General features: G+C 57.9%; 14 protein-coding genes. 5 read left to right on the top strand and 9 right to left on the bottom strand.

The window, feature by feature from the left end; translation table 11 throughout:
• Window positions 1-28: 28 nt before the first annotated feature.
• The 4 genes from CA51_RS04700 to CA51_RS04685 all read left to right on the top strand — a co-directional run bounded on the left by CA51_RS04700 (window position 29) and on the right by CA51_RS04685 (window position 5,650).
• Window positions 29-2,464, top strand: a complete 2,436-nt coding sequence (locus CA51_RS04700; protein WP_145118248.1) for a flagellar hook-basal body complex protein — start codon at window positions 29-31, stop codon at window positions 2,462-2,464.
• Window positions 2,465-3,008: 544 nt separating this feature from the next.
• A complete protein-coding gene (locus CA51_RS04695; protein WP_145118246.1) occupies window positions 3,009-4,073 on the top strand; it encodes a DUF1559 family PulG-like putative transporter in 1,065 nt (354 codons plus the stop codon).
• A complete protein-coding gene (locus CA51_RS04690; RefSeq protein WP_145118244.1) occupies window positions 4,061-4,501 on the top strand; it encodes a hypothetical protein in 441 nt (146 codons plus the stop codon). Before CA51_RS04695 ends, CA51_RS04690 begins: the two co-directional genes overlap by 13 nt.
• A gap of 21 nt (window positions 4,502-4,522) precedes the next feature.
• Window positions 4,523-5,650 carry a phosphatidylinositol-specific phospholipase C1-like protein gene (locus CA51_RS04685; protein ID WP_145118242.1) on the top strand — a complete coding sequence of 376 codons (1,128 nt, stop codon included), beginning with the start codon at window positions 4,523-4,525 and terminating at the stop codon, window positions 5,648-5,650.
• Between the two features lie 259 nt (window positions 5,651-5,909).
• Here the strand turns inward: CA51_RS04685 and CA51_RS04680 are convergent, their stop codons facing one another.
• On the bottom strand, window positions 5,910-7,325 hold the full coding sequence (locus CA51_RS04680) for a sulfatase (protein WP_145118240.1): 1,416 nt from the start codon (window positions 7,323-7,325) through the stop codon (window positions 5,910-5,912).
• Between the two features lie 280 nt (window positions 7,326-7,605).
• Between CA51_RS04680 and CA51_RS04675 the strand changes: the two genes are divergently transcribed.
• The gene (locus CA51_RS04675; RefSeq protein ID WP_145118238.1) at window positions 7,606-8,352 is read left to right on the top strand and encodes a spermine/spermidine synthase domain-containing protein; all 747 of its coding nucleotides are present in this window, start codon (window positions 7,606-7,608) and stop codon (window positions 8,350-8,352) included.
• Here CA51_RS04675 and CA51_RS04670 read toward each other — a convergent pair.
• The 8 genes from CA51_RS04670 to CA51_RS04635 form a co-directional block, all read right to left on the bottom strand.
• Window positions 8,349-10,808 carry a glycogen/starch/alpha-glucan phosphorylase gene (locus CA51_RS04670; protein ID WP_145118236.1) on the bottom strand — a complete coding sequence of 820 codons (2,460 nt, stop codon included), beginning with the start codon at window positions 10,806-10,808 and terminating at the stop codon, window positions 8,349-8,351. The genes CA51_RS04675 and CA51_RS04670 overlap by 4 nt on opposite strands.
• A gap of 153 nt (window positions 10,809-10,961) precedes the next feature.
• Window positions 10,962-11,849, bottom strand: a complete 888-nt coding sequence (locus CA51_RS04665; protein WP_145118234.1) for a DUF58 domain-containing protein — start codon at window positions 11,847-11,849, stop codon at window positions 10,962-10,964.
• Between the two features lie 11 nt (window positions 11,850-11,860).
• Complete coding sequence (locus CA51_RS04660) at window positions 11,861-12,910, bottom strand: AAA family ATPase (protein WP_145118232.1); 1,050 nt, start codon at window positions 12,908-12,910, stop codon at window positions 11,861-11,863.
• A complete protein-coding gene (locus tag CA51_RS04655; protein WP_145118230.1) occupies window positions 12,903-15,182 on the bottom strand; it encodes an outer membrane protein assembly factor BamB family protein in 2,280 nt (759 codons plus the stop codon). The genes CA51_RS04660 and CA51_RS04655 overlap by 8 nt, the downstream gene beginning before the upstream one ends.
• 20 nt (window positions 15,183-15,202) lie before the next feature.
• Window positions 15,203-15,658, bottom strand: coding sequence for a DUF420 domain-containing protein (locus CA51_RS04650; RefSeq protein ID WP_145118228.1), 456 nt, complete (start codon window positions 15,656-15,658; stop codon window positions 15,203-15,205).
• Window positions 15,658-16,350: an SCO family protein gene (locus tag CA51_RS04645; RefSeq protein ID WP_145118226.1), complete on the bottom strand. Its 693-nt coding sequence runs from the start codon at window positions 16,348-16,350 to the stop codon at window positions 15,658-15,660. The genes CA51_RS04650 and CA51_RS04645 overlap by 1 nt, the downstream gene beginning before the upstream one ends.
• A gap of 192 nt (window positions 16,351-16,542) precedes the next feature.
• Complete coding sequence (locus tag CA51_RS04640; protein ID WP_145118224.1) at window positions 16,543-17,430, bottom strand: cupredoxin domain-containing protein; 888 nt, start codon at window positions 17,428-17,430, stop codon at window positions 16,543-16,545.
• An 8-nt stretch (window positions 17,431-17,438) separates the two neighbouring features.
• Complete coding sequence (locus tag CA51_RS04635) at window positions 17,439-18,209, bottom strand: cupredoxin domain-containing protein (protein WP_145118222.1); 771 nt, start codon at window positions 18,207-18,209, stop codon at window positions 17,439-17,441.
• Window positions 18,210-18,611: the final 402 nt, after the last annotated feature.

Below are 18,611 nucleotides of genomic sequence, written 5' to 3'. Positions count from 1 at the left end.
ACGATAAGATCGCAATTAGGGAAAGAGCATGGGACTGGCATCTGCACTCAGCACGGCATTGACGGGCCTCAGCGCCGCTGAAACTCAGATCGACGTAATCGGCAATAACTTGGCTAATGCGCAGACGGTTGGGTTCAAAGCCTCGACCGCTGTCTTTGCGACGCAGTTTTTGCAGACCCAATCGCTAGGTGCTGCGCCGACCGCTGAAAACGGCGGCACCAACCCACGCCAGGTCGGTCTCGGTGTGCAGGTCGCGGAAATCACATCCGACTTCACGCAGGGAACGATCGAAATCAGTTCCACCCCATCGCACCTGGCAATTCAGGGCGAAGGATTCTTCATCGTGGAAAGTTCTCAGGGCGAGAATCTCTTCACGCGGAACGGTATCTTTAAGCTCAACAGCGAAAACCAACTGACCACCGCCACAGGGCAGCGGTTGCTTGGGTTCGGCGCCGACGAATCTTTCCGGATCGAAGAGACACAGCTGAAACCGATCACGATTCCGCTGGGAAGTGAAAGCGTTGCGAAATCGACAACCGAAGTCACCTTCGAAGGAACGTTGACGCCTCAAGGCGAAGTCGCCGACGTCTCTCAGGTCATCCAAAGCGCAATCCTCGGGGACGCCGCAGTCCCACGTCCCGATGGCGGCGACATCGAAATTGGAACGTCGCCGGTCCCCGCGTCGACTGGCGTCACAACAGCAGTTGCGGGAGGTGGTGCATTGGCGGCGGGCAATTATCAGTATCGCTTCACCTACGTCGATAACGCGGGGCGCGAAACGGTCCCTAGCGCCGCAGTCTCGGTCAACGCGGCGACCGGCCAACAGATCACGCTGGGGAATCTGCCAGCATCGCCATCGCCCGAATACACCTCGGTGAACATCTATCGCACCGATGCCGGAGGAACCGAGTTCTTCCAGCTGGACACGGCAGCCACCGGCGCCACTTATATCGACGACGGCACGACTCCGCTGTCGGCAACCGAACTGAACACCGACACGCTCAGCGGTAACTACACCTACATGGTGACGTACCACAAATCGGGTTCGACCGAGAGTATTCCCAGCGTTCTGATCGGGCCACAGAACGTCGTCGACGGGCGAATCACACTCGACAACTTTCCGATCCCACCAACTCCGCCAACAGGCGGCGGTTTCCCGGAATACGATGAGATCCGCATCTACCGCAACCTCGCCAACGATCAAAACAACTTTTATCTCGTCGATTCCGTCTCGCCATACGACACCTACACCGACAGTAGGTCCGACGCCGAGATCGCCGATCTCAATGTCGCGGGGAACAAACTGTTGGACCTCGACGGTCCCACGATCAACAGCAACACGCTGCTGACCAACGTCCTGAAACGGGACGGACTCAATTATTCACCTGTCTTCACCGTGGGGACGATGTCCTACCAGGGTGAAAAAGGGGATCGTTTGCTGGGAACCCAAGAGCTGGAGATCACGGCGACCTCCACGGTTCAAGACCTGATCGATTTTGTCGAAGCGGCGTCCGGCATCCAAACCCTTCAAGTCGATTCGCAGAACCCAATTCCCGGATCGGAAAACAACATTCCTGGCGAAACGGGAACATTGATCCCTGGTGGTTACATTCAAGACGGAGCGATTCGGTTTGTCAGCAACACCGGAGAACTCAATGCCTTGGATATCGACCTGACATCGTTCCGGATCGAAGACGATCTCGGGAACGTGACAGTTCCGAACCTCGCGTTTGGTACGATCCAAGAAGCGGAAGGAACCAGTGCGGTCGCGGACCTAGTCGTCTACGATTCGCTCGGCAACCCGCTGGACCTGCGGGTTACAACCACGCTGGAAGAGCGGACCGACGAACAGACGGTCTATCGATGGTACGCTGACAGCTCGGAAAACCAATCGACCACCAGCAGCGGCATCTCGGTCGGCACCGGTCTGATCCGTTTCGACGGCAACGGTAACTTCATCTCGGCTTCGAACAACACGGTGAATATCAACCGGAGCGGTTCCCCGAGTGTTTCTCCGTTGCAATTCGATCTCGACTTCACTTCGGTGTCGGGCCTCGCAACCGATACGGCTTCGCTGGCCGCGACCCGCCAAGACGGTTCGGCACCGGGCGTGTTGACCAGTTATGTAATCGGCGAAGACGGCATCGTCCGCGGCGTATTCAGCAACGGCGTGACGCGCGATCTGGGTCAGATTCAATTGGCCCGTTTCGCCAACCCCGCAGGCCTGGACGCACGCGGCCAGAACCTTTACGCCCAAGGCATCAACACCGGCCTGCCGGTTCAAGGTGGTCCGGGCGAAAACGGTATCGGAGCGATCCGCGCCGGTGCGTTGGAATTGTCCAACACCGACATGGGTGCCGACCTCGTCGACCTCGTACTCGCCGGAACGCAGTACCGGGGCAACACGCGGGTGATCACTTCGACTCAAGAACTGTTGGACGAATTGCTGAACCTGGCGCGCTAGTTGACTCGCCCGCAAAATACCGCGGCTGGCCTCGCGAGTCAGCGGTTTGACGCCGCATCCACCGCCTGAAAAACAGGCGGCTCTCTCGCCGCAGGCCACCTCTCCACCGAGGGCCAACAGACGTGAGAACAATCTCCTGATCCCACATTCGATGCTCGGGATTTGTGAATTGGCGGGTTTGATTCTCGGGAATACATATCGATCCTGAGATCAGCGTGCGATCGCCCAAAGATCCCAACGGGTCCCTCTTCGATCGACTCCCACCAGCGGTCGCTGGCCGATGCGACGCCGCACGCCCCGCCCCAAACGAGCCATAACGGAAGGGTCTGTTCCGTTGTCGAATCCACCGATGCATAGCTACCCACCTGGACCAAACTGGATCTCCACTGAAAGGACGCTGAATCGCAATCAAGCGTGGGCAACTTAATATTTTGATCACTCACTCTTTCGCTCTCCTTCACGGAATTTATCACGCTCGTTGATAGGATCGCTTGCCGTCGTGAAACAATTCTCGACGCGTAAGAATTTGTCAAAGGAGCAAACCATGTTTACTGAACCATGCCGAATTCGGCGAACCAACGGCCGCCTCGGGTTTACGTTAGTTGAATTGTTGGTCGTGATCGCCATCATCGGCATCTTGGTTGGACTGCTGTTGCCCGCGGTTCAAGCGGCGCGCGAAGCCGCCAGACGCATGCAATGTCCCAACAATTTAAAACAACTGGGCCTGGCAGCACTGAACCATGAAAGCACCTACGGGCTTGTCCCAGCCAGCTTGATCGTGGAACTGGGATCCGCACCAGGTGCCAGCGGACAGCCGGGCTATCCCTACCCAGGCATCGTTCACTCATGGGCTCCTCAGTTCTTGCCCTACATCGAACAGAACGCACTCTACGAACGATACGATTTGAGATTCCCGTGGTTTTCATCTCCCAGCTCCGTCCCCGGAACTCCCGACAACCTAGCAGTCACGCAACAGGTCGTCTCTTCGTTCATCTGCCCTTCGACGCCTGGTGGCAGCGAGCGGCGGTGCAGTGGTAAGTTTAATTTCAGCGTCGACTTTCCCTTCACCGACATGGCGGTTACCGATTACGCCACCAACAGCTCGATCAACCCCGGCTCGATCACATTCTTTGGATACCCCAGTGGCCTCAGCCAATCGGATCTGTTCAGCGCGATGAAACCAAGCCTAAAGGGCCCTGGCAGCACGCCCATCCTTGGAGAGTCCAACTCTCAAGCAAACAAGATTGGTTTTGTCGACGGCACCTCGAATACGATCTTGTTGTGCGAGAGCGCTGGACGTCCCGACTTCTACATCAATGGCAAGTCGCAGGGCGTCACGCGATCCGACGGTGGCTGGGCACATCACGAAAATGACTACGGGCTCGACGGAGCGATTTCCGGTACCGATTCCTCGCCGGGCAACTGCGTCATCAACTGCCACAACAACAACGAAACCTACTCCTTCCATCCTGGCGGAGCGAACCACGGTTTCTCCGACGGGTCGGTCCGCTTTATTTCCGAAACCACTTCTGCCCAAGTCTACGCGGCTTTGATAACCGCCAACGGCAGCGGGTATACGGATGCGGAGGTTTCCCCATGGCAAGAATAATTTTTTGTTGTGCTTTAGCCGCCGGGACGCTGGTCCTGGCCGGCTGCGGAGACGACGTGACGACAACGGTCGCTTCGGGCACGGTGCGAACCGACAGCGGGACGCCTTGTGATGGAGCCTTAGTTGTATTTCATCCGCAAGAAAGCGAACGCATCAACGATCCCAAACCGGTTGCCACCTGCGACGATCAAGGTAAATTCACCTTGACCACGTTCCAGAAGGACGATGGGGCCGAGCCGGGAAAATATGGCGTTACCGTTGTTTGGCAAGCGAAGGTCAAAGCGGGCAGACTCTCACTGTCCAGCGAATCGGAACCTGTTGGGAAGGATCAGTTAAAGGGCAAGTATGGCAAGCCAGCCTCGCCTCTACTGACTGCGGAAGTCACCGCGGGATCCCCCAACACCTTTGAGTTTATTGTCGAAAAGTAACACTGCGTTCGGAACACCTTCATGGCAAAGAGCCCAATGTTCTCACGGTTCAATCGATTTGTTTTGGTCACAGCATGTTTGTTTGCCAACCGTCCCGTCGACGTGTTGGCGGACGAATTGCGGATGAATCAAATCCAAGTGATCGGCACCCATAACTCCTATCGCCAACAGCCACATCCCGCGCTGCTGACGTTGATCAAAACAACCGCACCGGAGGTTGCCCAAACGCTGGAGTATAGCCACCGTCCGTTGCCTGAACAGTTTTCGGACTTCGGCATCCGGCAGATCGAACTGGACCTTTTTAATGATCCCAAGGGAGGGCTCTTTGCCTCGCCGCGTGGACTTGCCCTCGCCGCGATTGCCGATGCTGAAAACATCGCTCCATACGATCCATCCGGCGCGATGAAACAGCCCGGTTTAAAAGTCCTACACGTTCAAGACGTCGACTTTGCCTCCAGCGTACCGACCTTCACCCTCGCGATGGAAACACTCAAAACTTGGTCCGACGAGCACCCGCGTCACGTTCCGATCATGGTCTTGTTGGAATTGAAACAAGATCGACCGACGCCCTTGCTAACCCAACCGCTTCCTTTTGATTCCGTCGCCCTGGACGCTGTCGATCAAGAAATCCGCAGCATTTTCCCCAACACCCACCTCGTGACTCCCGACACCATCCGCGGCGATCACCCCAACCTGCGAGCCGCGATATCGGCCGACGGTTGGCCGACGTTGGATGATTGTCGAGGCAAAATCGTGTTTGCGATGGACAACGGCGGTCGGCTGACACGCGACTACATGGCAGACCATCCCAACCTCGTCGGCCGCGTAATGTTTGTCGATCTGGGCCCCGACCATCCCGATAGCGTTTTTCGCAAGCTGAACAATCCCATCCGCCAGTTCGATGAAATCCAGGCTGCGGTTCGATCGGGATGCTTGGTGCGAACACGAGCCGATGCGGACACCCGCGAGGCGCGCGATAACGATTACAGCCGAGCGGAGAAAGCGTTTTCCAGCGGTGCGCATTTTGTCAGCACCGATTACCCCTATCCAGACCCAACGAAGAGTTCCTACCGTGTGCGGCTGGCCGACGACGCAGTCGCTCGCACCAATCCACTGCTGGCCCCATCCATCGAACCGATCGATGAATAGGCCAGCCTTCGATCCGCTGGCCGATCGCGTTTTACCGCAATCATGTTGACCAGCATGACGTCCTTGGTTGGCCACTTCCCCCTGACGCTTGAAACGAGCACTTAAGCACAGGGGCTGATTCCCACAGGCGATCTCGATCGTGTTTGGCGTGGTCAGTTCAACCCTCCTGGTCCCGATCGTCGTCCCTTGCAACGACGTCGTTTTGCAATCCTTCGCCAGCCGTACAGGAAAATTGCCAACGGGCAGGCCGCCCGTACGATCAGCCTTCCATCCGCTGACGCAACTGCTGCAGCATCGCTTCGACCAGCTCGGGGTGTTTCTCGGCGATGTTTGTCGTCTCACCATCCTCGCCGCGATGATCGTACAGTTCGACGTAGCCATCGCGATGGACGATCAAGCGGTGCGTGTCGGTGCGAAGCGTTTGAGCCTTGGCGTACGAGACCGCTGGATGCCCGGCGGCATCTGCCGATTGGAGAATCGGCGTCAAGGAAACTCCGTCGACAAAATCGGGCTGCGGCAGACCGCTCAGACTGCATAGAGTCGGAAAGATGTCGACGCTTTCGACGATCGACCGCGTTGCCACGCCAGGATCGGGCAGACCGGGATGGCAGATCACCAACGGCGATCGCAACGACTCTTCAAACAACGCGTGCTTCCCCCAGATCCCGTGCTCTCCCAAATGCCAGCCGTGGTCGCCCCATAACACGATGATCGTGTTGTCCTGTTGTCCCAGCTGATTCAATCGCTCGACGAGCTTGCCAACCTGAGCGTCGGCGTACGTGACACACGCTGCGTAATGCTTCCGCACGGCGGTCGCAAATTCGGCATCGTGATTGGGATCCTTGCCCCAATGGTTATACCGCATGAACTCTCCCGATCGGTGCCACGTCGTCTTTCCCGACGGCTTCTCCGGATGAGGGATCGGCGGCAGGGTGAGATCGCGATAGGGCTGCATGTATTTTGCAGGAGCCCCAAAGGGCAGATGCGGTCGGATGATACCAACGGCTAAAAAGAATGGCTGCTCGCCGTCGTCGCCGCTCAATCGATCCAACTGACGCAGCGCTTCATCGGTGATCAAGCCATCGGGATAGATCGAATCGTCTCCTTCGCTCGATTGAAACAGATCCATCTTGGAAGGATCGTGCCGGATCTCGCCATGAGCCAAACCATGCATCGCGCCGCGTGGATGCTGCCACGGTCCGGCGGGCAACAGATGCCGGTCCCAGGAATGGGGCATCTCCAGTTGATCCTCTCGATCCCAGTCGGGTCCGCCTCGTCCACCGGGATGATGCGAGACCTTGCCGACCGAAACCGTCGTATATCCGTTTTGCCGAAACCATGCCGGCATGCTGGCGGATACCGAGTCGGCATTTTTCGCGATCTGAGCGGCTCGCTTAAACAGCGCCCCGTTATCGCTGGGACCATACCGCCCGGTCAGCATCGCAAACCGCGACGCTCCGCACGTCGGGGCTTGAACATAATGGCGTTCGAAGATCCGGCCGCGAGCCGCCAGGGCGTCGATATTCGGCGATCGAATGTACGACTTCCCAAAGCAGTTCAATTCGGGTCGCAGATCGTCGACGCAGATCAATAAAACATTGGGACGCTCGGCAGCGGAAGCAGCCAGCGTCGCGCAGCTCAGCCAAGCGACGGCAAACAGAATGGGCAAACGCATCAAATCGCAACTCTCAAAAAGAACAAACGGATCGTTGGGGACGATCCGCTATTCTAGTCCACCTCGCACCAGAATTCCGGCCGGGTTCCAGGGCGAATCAGTGTCTGAGCTTCGGGAGCATTGGTAGCCGAGGTTTTGCACACGTCCCGGGCGATCTCGCTACAATGCGAGGCTCGAAACAACCTAATCCCCCGCGGCGATTGTCTGCGGCACGGGTAAATGACTCTCATCGTTTGCATCGGCGTTGCGGCCTCTGCCGACACCGACAAGGAATCCGATCGTGGAACGTCCCAACTTTGAAATCTTGGCCTACGAAGATTCGCCGCTGGGGCCGCTCTGCCTGCGTCGCCGCGAACTGCTCTCCCAACCCGGGACGATCGTCACCGAGGTGACGCTGAATCACGAGTTCCTGATGAGCAGCCTGAACACCGATTCGGAGCGTCAGATCTCCAACCGAGCTGTCGAGATCCATGGCGGCCCCAATTTGAAAACCTTGGTCGGCGGACTGGGGCTGGGCTACACAGCACAAGAACTGCTGAAGCATGAGAACGTCGCATCGGTCGACGTGATCGAATACCTTCCGCAAGTTGTCGATTGGCTGCGGCAGGGTTTGGTGCCGCTATCGAGCGAATTAAACGCAGCGGAACAGTTGAAGATCATCGCGGGGGATGTCTATCAGCGGCTGACGGAATCGCCAACGGATCGATACGACCTGATCGTGATCGATGTCGACCATTCCCCCAGCGATCAACTGGGAGAAGAGGAAAACGGCTTCTACACTCGCGATGGGCTGTTGGCGGCCAAAGCCCATCTGGCCGAACATGGCGTGCTGGCTGTCTGGTCGTATGCCCAGAGCAGCCAGTTTTCGGTAGCGCTGCGAGAAACCTTTGAAAGCGTGCATGTCGAACCGGTGAAGACTTTCAACGCTCTGGTTGACCATTGGCAAACCGATTGGCTGTTTTTCGCCACCGACCGACAGCTCGATCCGGCTGAGTTGCCTCAGCCGGAGCAGGATGCGGCAACCTAGCCCAACGGCTTGGCTTGCCAGATCTCGTCGGCGTATTGTTGGATCGTGCGATCGCTCGAGAACCAGCCGCTGTTGGCTGTGTTCAAGATGCTCATCCGGTTCCAACCCTCTTGATCTTGGTACGCCGCATCGACCTTGCGTTGCGTGTCGATGTAATCGCGAAGATCGGCGATCGTCAGCCACGGGTCGTAAGGATTGCGGAGCCCGGCGGTCAAGATGTTAAACGTGCCAGGATTCCCGGCGTCGAACCGACCACCTTCGATCATCGCCATGATCCGTTGGATCTCTTCGTCGCCGGCGATAATCTTGTTGGGATCGTAAGCCTTTTTGGTCTCTGCAACTTCTGCCGCATCGAGTCCGAACAGGAAGAAATTGTCATCGCCGGCCTGTTCGCGAATCTCGATATTCGCACCGTCGAGCGTTCCGATCGTCAGAGCACCGTTCATCATGAACTTCATGTTGCCGGTACCCGACGCCTCTTTACCCGCGGTCGAAATCTGTTCGGACAGTTCGGTCGCCGGGCAGATCACTTCCATCGCTGAAACGCGGTAGTTCGGCAGGAAGACCAGCTTCAACAGGTCGTTCGCTTTTTCATCGGCGTTGATCACGCTGGCGACGTTGTTGATCAAGTTGACGATCATCTTGGCAACGTGATATCCGGGAGCCGCTTTGCCACCGATCAGCACGCAACGCGGAACCATCCCGGCGGTGTCGCCACGTTGGATCCGGTCGTACAGATTCAACACGTGCAGCAGATTCAACAGCTGACGCTTGTACTCGTGAATCCGTTTGACCTGCACGTCGAACAACGCAGCTTCTTGGAATTCGATCCCCGTTGTCTGGCGAACGTATTCGATCAAGCGACGCTTGTTTTGCAGTTTGACCTCTGCCCAACGCTTGCGAAACGCAGCGTCTTCGGCAAACGGACGCAGCCGTTCGATCTGGCTCAGATCGGTCTGCCAGCCCTCGCCAATCGTTTCGTTCAACAGATCGCGAAGCCCTGGATTGCAGTGCGCCAACCAACGACGCTGGGTCACACCATTCGTCTTGTTATTGAACTTCTTCGGCCACAGTTCATAGAAGTCCTGGAACAGACCGCTCTTCAACAGTTCGGTGTGCAAACCAGCAACGCCGTTGACCGAGAAGCTGCCGACGATCGCCAGATGTGCCATCCGGATGTGAGGATTCTCTCCCTCTTCGACCAACGACATGCGGCGTTGACGCGCCACATCGCCCGGCCATTTCTTGGAGACTTCAGCCAGGAAGCGATGGTTGATCTCATAGATGATGTCCAACAATCGCGGCAGCAAACGGCTGAACAGCGACACCGACCAACGCTCCAACGCCTCGGGCAACAGCGTGTGGTTGGTGTATGCCATGCACTGCGTGGTGATTTCCCAAGCCTGCTGCCATTCCATCTGATACTGATCCAACAAGATCCGCATCAATTCGGCGACGGCACACGCGGGGTGCGTGTCGTTTAATTGGAAGCAATTCTTCTTGCCAAAGTCGGTGAAGTCATCGCCGTGCTTTTCGACCCAATCCTTGACGATATCTTGCAAGCTGGCAGAGACCAGGAAGTATTGCTGCTTCAGACGCAACTCCTTCCCGTTTTCGCTAGCATCGTTGGGATACAGGACCATCGAAATCTGTTCGGCCATGTTTTTCGACGCGACAGCTTCGGGGTAACTGCCCGAATTGAACTCTTCCAGATCGAAAGCGTCGGTCGCCGCCGCTTTCCACAACCGCAGCGTGTTGACGGTCTTGTTGCGATAGCCCGGGATCGGCATGTCATAGGGAACGGCAACGACGTCGTGGCTGCCGGCCCAACGACAACGAGGTGTTCCCTCGTCGTCGCGGTAGTGTTCGGTGTAGCCGTAGAAATGAACGTTCTGCGCTTCGTCGGGACGCTCCATCTCCCACGGATTGCCATCGCGCAACCAATGATCGGGATCTTCGATTTGGCGGCCGTTTTCGATGTGTTGGTGGAACATGCCGTATTCGTAACGGATACCGTAACCGACGACCGGCAATTTCAGGTTGGCGCAACTGTCGAGAAAACAAGCTGCCAAGCGGCCCAAACCACCGTTGCCAAGTCCCGCATCGTGCTCCTTTTCGGCGACCTCTTCCAGGCTCAAACCGTATTGGTGCAACGCCTCGCGAGCGGGACCATCGAGGTCGATGTTCTGGATCGCGTTGCTCAACGAACGCCCGATCAAGAACTCAAGCGATAGATAATAGACGCGGCGCTGATCGGTTTCACGAATCGCGTCGCGCGTCTGCTGCCAACTGCCCACCAATCGATCGCGAACCGCCAAAGCTGTCGCGCGACAGACGTAGCGAGGCGAAACATCCCGTTCGTGATACCCGAGGGTATAGTGCAGGTGCCGCCGAATTTCTTCGTCCAGGCCAGCGAGATCAATCGACGCGGGTTTGGTTAAAGTTGTTGCTGTCATCAATCCAAATCTTCGTTTATGGTCAATTCGAAATACGCGAATACGGCGAAGTATAGCGTACCGACAAGCATCGGCACGCCGAATGGCAGAACTCAAACCGATACGGAGATGAAACCCGATGCCTCCCGAATTGCCATAACGACACAGACGCGATCAATGGCGGAAGTGCGACGACAAGGCCGCCGCCAAGGGGAAATCGGTCAACACTGTCGAAAACTCAAATCCCAGCCCCCAACAGTTTTGGCGCTGCTTTTCTATAAAGTTATCCAGCTCCTCTAGATAAGCATTGCGTATCTGAGCGCCGTTAACATCGACCTCACCCGCAGATTCGAGACCCTCAAAATGGAGTTCGCCGTCGAAGCGAAACTCCCTCTCCTGCCGATCCATTACATGCAGCACAATTGCATCATGTCCTGCACCACGCAAAAGCGTCAGCGCTCCCTGCAGCCCCTGCTCGGGTCCCAACAGATCGCTGATCAAGACGACCAGCCCCGGTTGCCGAGCCTGATCGACAAATTGCGCCACACCACTAGGCAGATCGGTCCCCCCGGCAGCTGGCGTTTTTTCAAAGACCTCGTCCCAGCGGGACAGTTGGCTGATGGCGCTCGACGGCGGCAGATAGTCGAACAAGCGATCGCTCAACATTCCCAGACCGATCCGGTCTTGTCCTGCTAGCGTGACGAAGGCCAACGCGACCGCCAACTTGCGTGCATACTGCAGCTTGGAAATTTCCGAATCGGTGCCAGCAAACGACATGCTCTCGCTGTTGTCCAGCAACACGTAACAGCATAAATCCGTTTCGTCTTCGCTCTGCTTCAGATAGTACTTGTCGGTCCGCCCGTAGATCTTCCAGTCGAGGTAACGCAGATCGTCCCCCGGCGCATACTGGCGATGCTGCGCGAACTCGATAGCTTGCCCCATCCGAAAACTGCGATGCTCTCCCGCCGCAGAACCGGCGAAGCGATGCCGCGACTTCAGCCGCAAAGCGTTCAACGCCGTGTACGCGTCGTGATCCAGATACTTGGCAAACGTTTGATACATCGCAGCGACCGTTAGGAGGTCGGATTTCGAAACACCGCCGCAACGCCGGCCGGTTCGGCGCCATTGCGAGCGCGTTGGATCAGATCTTGGATGACCTGCGCCACGGTCAGCCCATCGGCTTCGGCGGCGAAGTTCAATCGAATCCGATGCCGCAGCACCGGCAACGCCACCGCATCGACATCGTCTCGCTCGACCAGATGCCGCCCCTGCAGCGCCGCCCGAGCTTTTGCCGCCAGCACCAGGTACTGGCTGCCGCGCGGGCCGCTTCCCCAACGCACATACTTCTTCACCTGGTCCGACGCCCGCGGATCCGACGGCCGACTGCCGCGAGCCAGCGTCATCGCATACCGCGCGACCGGCTCGGCGATCGGAATCCGACGAACCAAATGACGGAACTCCAGCAACTGCGCCCCGTCGACAACCGCGGTCAGCGATTCCTCTTTGTCGTCGGTCGTCTGCAGCACGACCTGCAATTCATCCGCTTCGTTGGGGTAATCGATCCGCACGTCGAACATGAACCGATCCAATTGAGCTTCGGGCAACGGGTAGGTGCCGTCTTGTTCGATCGGATTTTGCGTGGCCAAAACAAAAAACGGATTCGGCAATTCGTGTCGCGTTCCGCCCGCGGTCACCTGCCGCTCTTGCATCGCTTCCAACAACGCAGCCTGCGTTTTGGGCGGCGTCCGATTGATCTCGTCGGCCAAGATGATGTTGCCAAAGATCGGTCCCGGCAGAAATTTGAACTGCCGTTCCCCCGTCTCGCGATCCTGTTGGATCACCTCGGTTCCGGTGATATCGCTGGGCATCAGATCGGGAGTGAACTGGATCCGGCTGAAATCGAGCTTGAGCGTCGATGCCAAACTGTGCACCAACAACGTCTTGGCCAAACCGGGCACCCCGACCAACAGACAATGACCGCCGGCAACCAATGCCGTGATCACCTGCTCGATCGTTTCTTCCTGGCCGATGATCGCTTTGGCCAATTCGGCTTTAATCGCTGCGTATTCGCTGGCCAACCGCTCGATCAACTCGCGGTCACCGATATTCTGGCTGTCATTCATGCTTCAAAGTTTCGCCGATTGGCGAGCCAGGGGCAATCGTGGCAACCTTGAATTCGCGGGAATCGAAAACGGCCAACCGATCGGGACTCGCCAAGATCAGATACCCGTCGCGGATCAACAGATTGCCGCCGCGTAGATCGCGGGGCAACAGATCGATCCGATCGACCATCCGCACCGCGGGCCTCGTATCCGTATCGGCAAGGACCGCATCGAAGACAAGGATCGCATCGTCGGTCGGCCAGTAGATTCGATTCCCCGCGATCGCGCCGCGTCCCGCCGTCCGCGGCTGCAACGATCCACCGGCAGCCAGCGAAGTCGAACCGCCAGCAAAAACCGCGTCGACGCATCCGGTGAACTTATCGATCCAGTACAGCCGATCTCCCGAAGCGATCACGTGTGTTGCCGTCGTCCCCAACAGACACTCCACGTCTTCGGCCAGTTCGGGCCCGCTGGTCCACAGCGTCTGCCCCGTCGCCGAATCCAACGCGAACAAGCGATCGCAATCAGCCGCCGCAACGATCGCTAGCTCCGCATCCAACAGCACCGGCGACAGGTCGCGATCGTCGACAAACGGTTCGTCCCGATAAGGGTTATCGTTTGCCGAACCGCGATGGTAACGAACCAACCAAGAAATCTTGCCCGTCTGCGCATCGATCGCCGAAACAGTTCCCAAGTTGGCGTGATAGAACAGCATCCCCTCGCGATACGCGACCGTCGCATGCGAGACGCGGTTGGCGGGCGGTTGATTGGGCATCGGCCCGACCGCCAGTTCGGGACTGATCCACAACCGCTGCCCCGATCGCAGGTCGATGCACAGCACGCGACTTGTGTACAGCGAACCGGCACGCCGCGTGATCCCGCAGAAAATTCGATCGCCCACCAACATCGGAGGTGCTTCGATTTCGTAGTCGCCCAGTTCTTCAGCGTCGAGCGATTTCGGATAGGCGTCCAACAATCGCCCCTCGCCGTCGAGATCGAACACCGCCACCGACGACGCACTTCCCGGAGGCTTCCGCATCACCGGCAACCAACCGGTCACCGCCGGTCCCAGCCGCGCGACCATCCGATCGCCAACCACGTTCAACGTGAATCGCGGCCAGCCCGATGCCGGAAGCGCCGCGGGAGGCAAGATTTCCTCGGGCGGCTGCCCCGTGTCGAAGACTGCCGCATTGGAATCTTCGATCGGCCAACCGGATCCCGTGCGGAGATCGAAGCCGACGATTCGATTCACGTCGTGAACGAAGACGCGTCCGTTCCAAACCGCCGGAAAGTAGCTCGATCGCCGACTGCCGGCCGCCCCCGACGAACCGCTGACGGAATCGAGGGTCGGATCGCGATCGATCCGGTGCAGCGGAGTCGTCCAGATCGGAAACTCTGCGAATTGAACCGTCGCATCCGGCGCGGTCGACTCTTCTTTCGCTATCGCGATCGCCCGCCGCAACGTCTGCTCCGCTGGCGAATCGGCAAACGACTGGAACATCGTTCCCACCAACGCCAGCTCGCGTTCGGCTCGCGGAATGTCTCCCTGCAGCACCGAACAATAAGGAAGCCGTGCCGCAAGCTTGGGCAAGGGGAGAGCGGTTCCGCGGTAGGATCCGAAACTCAAGCCTCGATCGTCGCGCGACACTTGCTCCGCAATCCCCGCCACGCTCTCCGGGTACCTCACGAGCAATGGATTCCAAGCGACCGCGGGAACCATCGCCACGGGATTTTCCCCAACGCCGGTCGCCTGCAAACGCGAATCGATGCGGACCAGAGCATCGCGGCCTCGCTGAGCCCAACCGCGATCGATCGCCAGGTCGGCTTGTAAACGGAGCGCCACATCGCCGTGCGAACTGGCAAGGAACTCGCGGACTGCGCGGTCTGCTTGGCTAAGATCCTTCTGCGTGGCGGCTGCCTCGACGGCCGCGGCCGCCAGCGAATCGATTCGCTGGCGATAACGCGACAAGACTTCTGGAGCGGCGAGTCCCCACCGCACCAGCCGGTCGTTCAGGTAATCGCGAACCGGAACCCAACGCTGCAGCGATTCAGTCGTGTTGGGATCGAGATCGATTTGGATCAATCGATCCCCCGACGTGTCGGCAAGACGCAGGATCTCATCGACCGCGGCATCCCACGACTGGGCGCCAATCAATTGGTCGATCTGCTGCAGCGCGATCCGGCCCGAGGTTTCCAGCTCGGGAATATCGGCAGGCACCGCGCCGCGCTGAGCCCATCCGAGCCCAGGCGACATCAGCAGCAAGAGCAACGCTTGGCAAACAAGGAACCGCATCAAATGGGCAGCCTTTTCAGCTAAGCGACAGGATAGGCCCAGTACAACATGTAGTAGACGACCACGCCGGTGATCGATACGTACAGCCAGATCGGAAAGGCGAATCGGACGATCTTGCGATGCTTCTCACGATTGTCTTTCAATCCCTGCACGATCGCAGCGATCGCCAACGGCGGCACCGTGATCGCAAGCAACAGGTGCGTTCCAAGGATCGTAAAATAGACGGTTCTCGCGGCGCTGGAGACATCGGTTGGGAACCGCCGATTGGGCGAACCGGTTGTCTGGAACAAAGCGACCTTGTGCAACAGATACAACGCCAGGAACAGGCCGCTGACGGCAAAACATGTGATCATCACATTGCGATGGGCCTTCAAGTTCCCTCGCTTGACCATCACCAACCCGATCACCAACAGCACCGTCGCCAGGCTGTTCAGCGACGCAGTCGCGTGCGGCAGATTACTCGCTAACCATTCCATTAGCTGGCATTTCCTTCGTCCTTCGAGTCATCGATCTTCTCGCCGGCAAGCAGTTTGCCGATGTCCTTCTTCAGCCGATCGAACTGTTCCGGTTCGGGCCATTCATACAACGCGACGATCTCGCCATCGGCACCGACCAAAACAAAACGGTCGGTGTGGAAGCGTCGGTTGACCGGCAACCGGAACACCTCCGCCCCCACGCGTCGGATGTAATTCAGTTCGCCGGTCAGGAACAGCCATTGGTCCTTATCCGCCTCAAATCGCTTGGCGTATTCCGACAACACCTCGGGCGTATCGATCTCGGGATCGCAACTGATGCTCAAGAAGCGAACTCCCTTCCCATAAAACTCCTCCTGCAAAATCTTCAGCTTCTCATTTTGCATCGGGCAGGTGCTGGGGCAGGTCGTGAAGAAAAAGCTGACGACATACGGTTGTCCCAACAGTTCTTTACTGGACACCGTCTCGCCGCTGCGTTCGGTCAGCTCGAACTCGCTCAACCAACCATCACCTTCGACCACGACCGGCTCCTTGGCAGCGGACTGCTCCGCGACAGCCGCTTCGGCAACCTCGGCCTCCATCTGGACCTGAGCCGCTTCCGCCTGCTCGCGTTCGATCCGCCGAGAACGGGCGATCAATCCAATCACCATGCCGGTGATCAAGATCACCATCACATGCATTGCCGTGCGATTCATTATTTCTCTCTTATGTCTTATTTATGGTCGCCTTTCGCTCTGCGAAAGTGCGTTTGCGGTTCGCACTTTCGCGGAGCGAAAGGCGACAATTTATTGTAACCGCTCGCCTGGAAAAACGCAGGCTGCAGCGCCGCCGAATCCCGCCAATCGGGAGTGCTTGGGCGTGGCTGCGGCGGCCGTCGGCCAGCGCCATCAAAGCCCAAACCGCTCGGCGGAAATGGAGACCGTTCCCAGATCATTCTCTCCCGGCTGGATCTCCAGCTCAAAGACGCCGCGACGATTCACCTCGCTCCCCCCGATCTTCAGCCCGCGCAAACTGGCTCTTTCGTGGTAGACCCGAAACGCCAGCTTAACGCCTGCCGGCAAGCGGCCGATCGTCATCCGCCCATGCACATCGGAGATCCCCGCATAGCGATGATCCAACACCAACAACCGCGCTTTCATCCAAGGATACAGCAGACTGCCGACAGGGATCGGCGCCGGCTCGGCCCGCTGCGGACTTAGTTCCGCTCGAGCGTTGGGAGGCAACGAAAGGCTCTCCGCCCGATTTGCCATGAACCCCAGCATCGTGCTGTATCCGATCACGTCGGTGTTGACGACCGAAAGCGCATCGCCGGAAGTGATCGCCAGAACACGAGGGACATAGTTGCAGTTGACGTTCGCCAATTCAAAGGCCTTGCCGCCGGAGACCGCATCGGGATGGACCGCTGGCAACGCTCGGCCGCCAGGCCCCTCGTAGGCGTAGACGACCAGATCGCGAATCCCTTTATCGATCGTGTTGACGACTAAGCTTTCGTCGACCATCGCACTGTCGCCACAAAACCCTTCGCCCACGCGATCGGCGATCCGCTGGGGCTGAGGCGGGACGCCGTCGTAGACAAACCGAATCGTCAGGTCGCCCCAACGATCGGTTTCATCAGAGAGCGCCGGGCCAGCAAAGCCAACCAAGAGCGTTAGGAAAGCGAGTCCTAGAGAGCGCAGCGACGCAAAGCGATCGCAGCGGCGGGCGCATGAAAAAACCGGCAGCCGCCGCGATCGCGGTGACTGCCGGTTGATATTTCGCAGAATGCGGAGATTCACGATCGGTCTTAGAACAGTTTGGCGTCGAGTTCGACGGTGCCCAGATCGTTTTCGCCTGGCTTGATTTCGACTTCAAAGACGTTGCGGCGATTGACTTCGCTGCCAGCAACTTCCAAGCCGCTCAAACGACCCGCAGCTTCGTGGTACAGACGGAAAGCAAGCTTTCCAGTTGGCAGGTTCTTGATAACCAAGGTACCGCTTTCATCCGACTTGGCAGCGTAGGGGTGTTCCAAAACGACAACCTTCGCTTGCATCCAAGGGTGGATGTTGCAGGCGACGGGAATCGGAGCAGGTTCGGCGTTGTCCAACTTCACTTCCTTCGACTTCAGCGGCGGAATGGTGAAGTTTTGAGCGGCGTTGACCAAGAAGGCCAAGTTGCAGTTGTGACCGACGGGATCGGGGTTGGTCACGTTCAACGTGTCGCCCGCTTTGCAGATCACGATGTGCGGCTCGAAGCGGCAATCTTTGTTGGCCAGTTCGTGAGTGTTCGGCTTGCCTTCCAGATCGGGATGGATCGCAGGCAATTTGACTCCACCGCGTCCGTCGTATGCGTAAACGACGACGTTTTGAATTCCGCCATCCTTGCCAACAACCAACGACTCATCGACCAAGTCGTGCTTGCCGCAGAACTCTTTGTCGACGGTGACGGCGATCTTGTCGGCGTCGGGGGCGGCTCCCTTGAAGACAAACTTAACCTTCAGATCGCCCCATTGTTGGGCATCAGCAGTGGCCGAAAGGAACGTGGTGGCGACAAAGGCCGAGATTATAAAAAATCGCATGTTTCTCAGTTGCTCCGTAGATCGTGTTGCGGATTTTTTGGGGCCGACGCACAAGCGTCGGGCTTGAGGGTCAATTCTTCTCCGTCCGAACGGCAGCGCCAAGTGCAAGCAAAAGGCGTCGCCGCAGATGTGGATTATAACTGCGGCGACGCCTGAATAGAACGAGCAAAATTAGAACTGCAGTTCCATCCGGGTAGGTGGGATATGGGGACGGAAGATCCTAGCAGTTGGTGGGCTGCACAGCATTGTACACCCTTAACGTAAAAAGGGAAGACCTTACCCTGGCCACTTCGGCAGAATCGCGACAATTCAACGGACCACACACCCCGAACGTGCATCGATATTAGGGTCCGTGCATCTAAAGAAGGTGCTATCACAGAATCGCTGCGGAACGTAGGATGA

The organism is Rosistilla oblonga (genome assembly GCF_007751715.1).
In the GTDB taxonomy this organism is placed as follows: Bacteria; Planctomycetota; Planctomycetia; order Pirellulales; family Pirellulaceae; genus Rosistilla; species Rosistilla oblonga.
The sequence above is the reverse complement of the archived record's forward strand: the minus strand, read 5'-3'. Positions and strand labels throughout refer to the sequence as shown.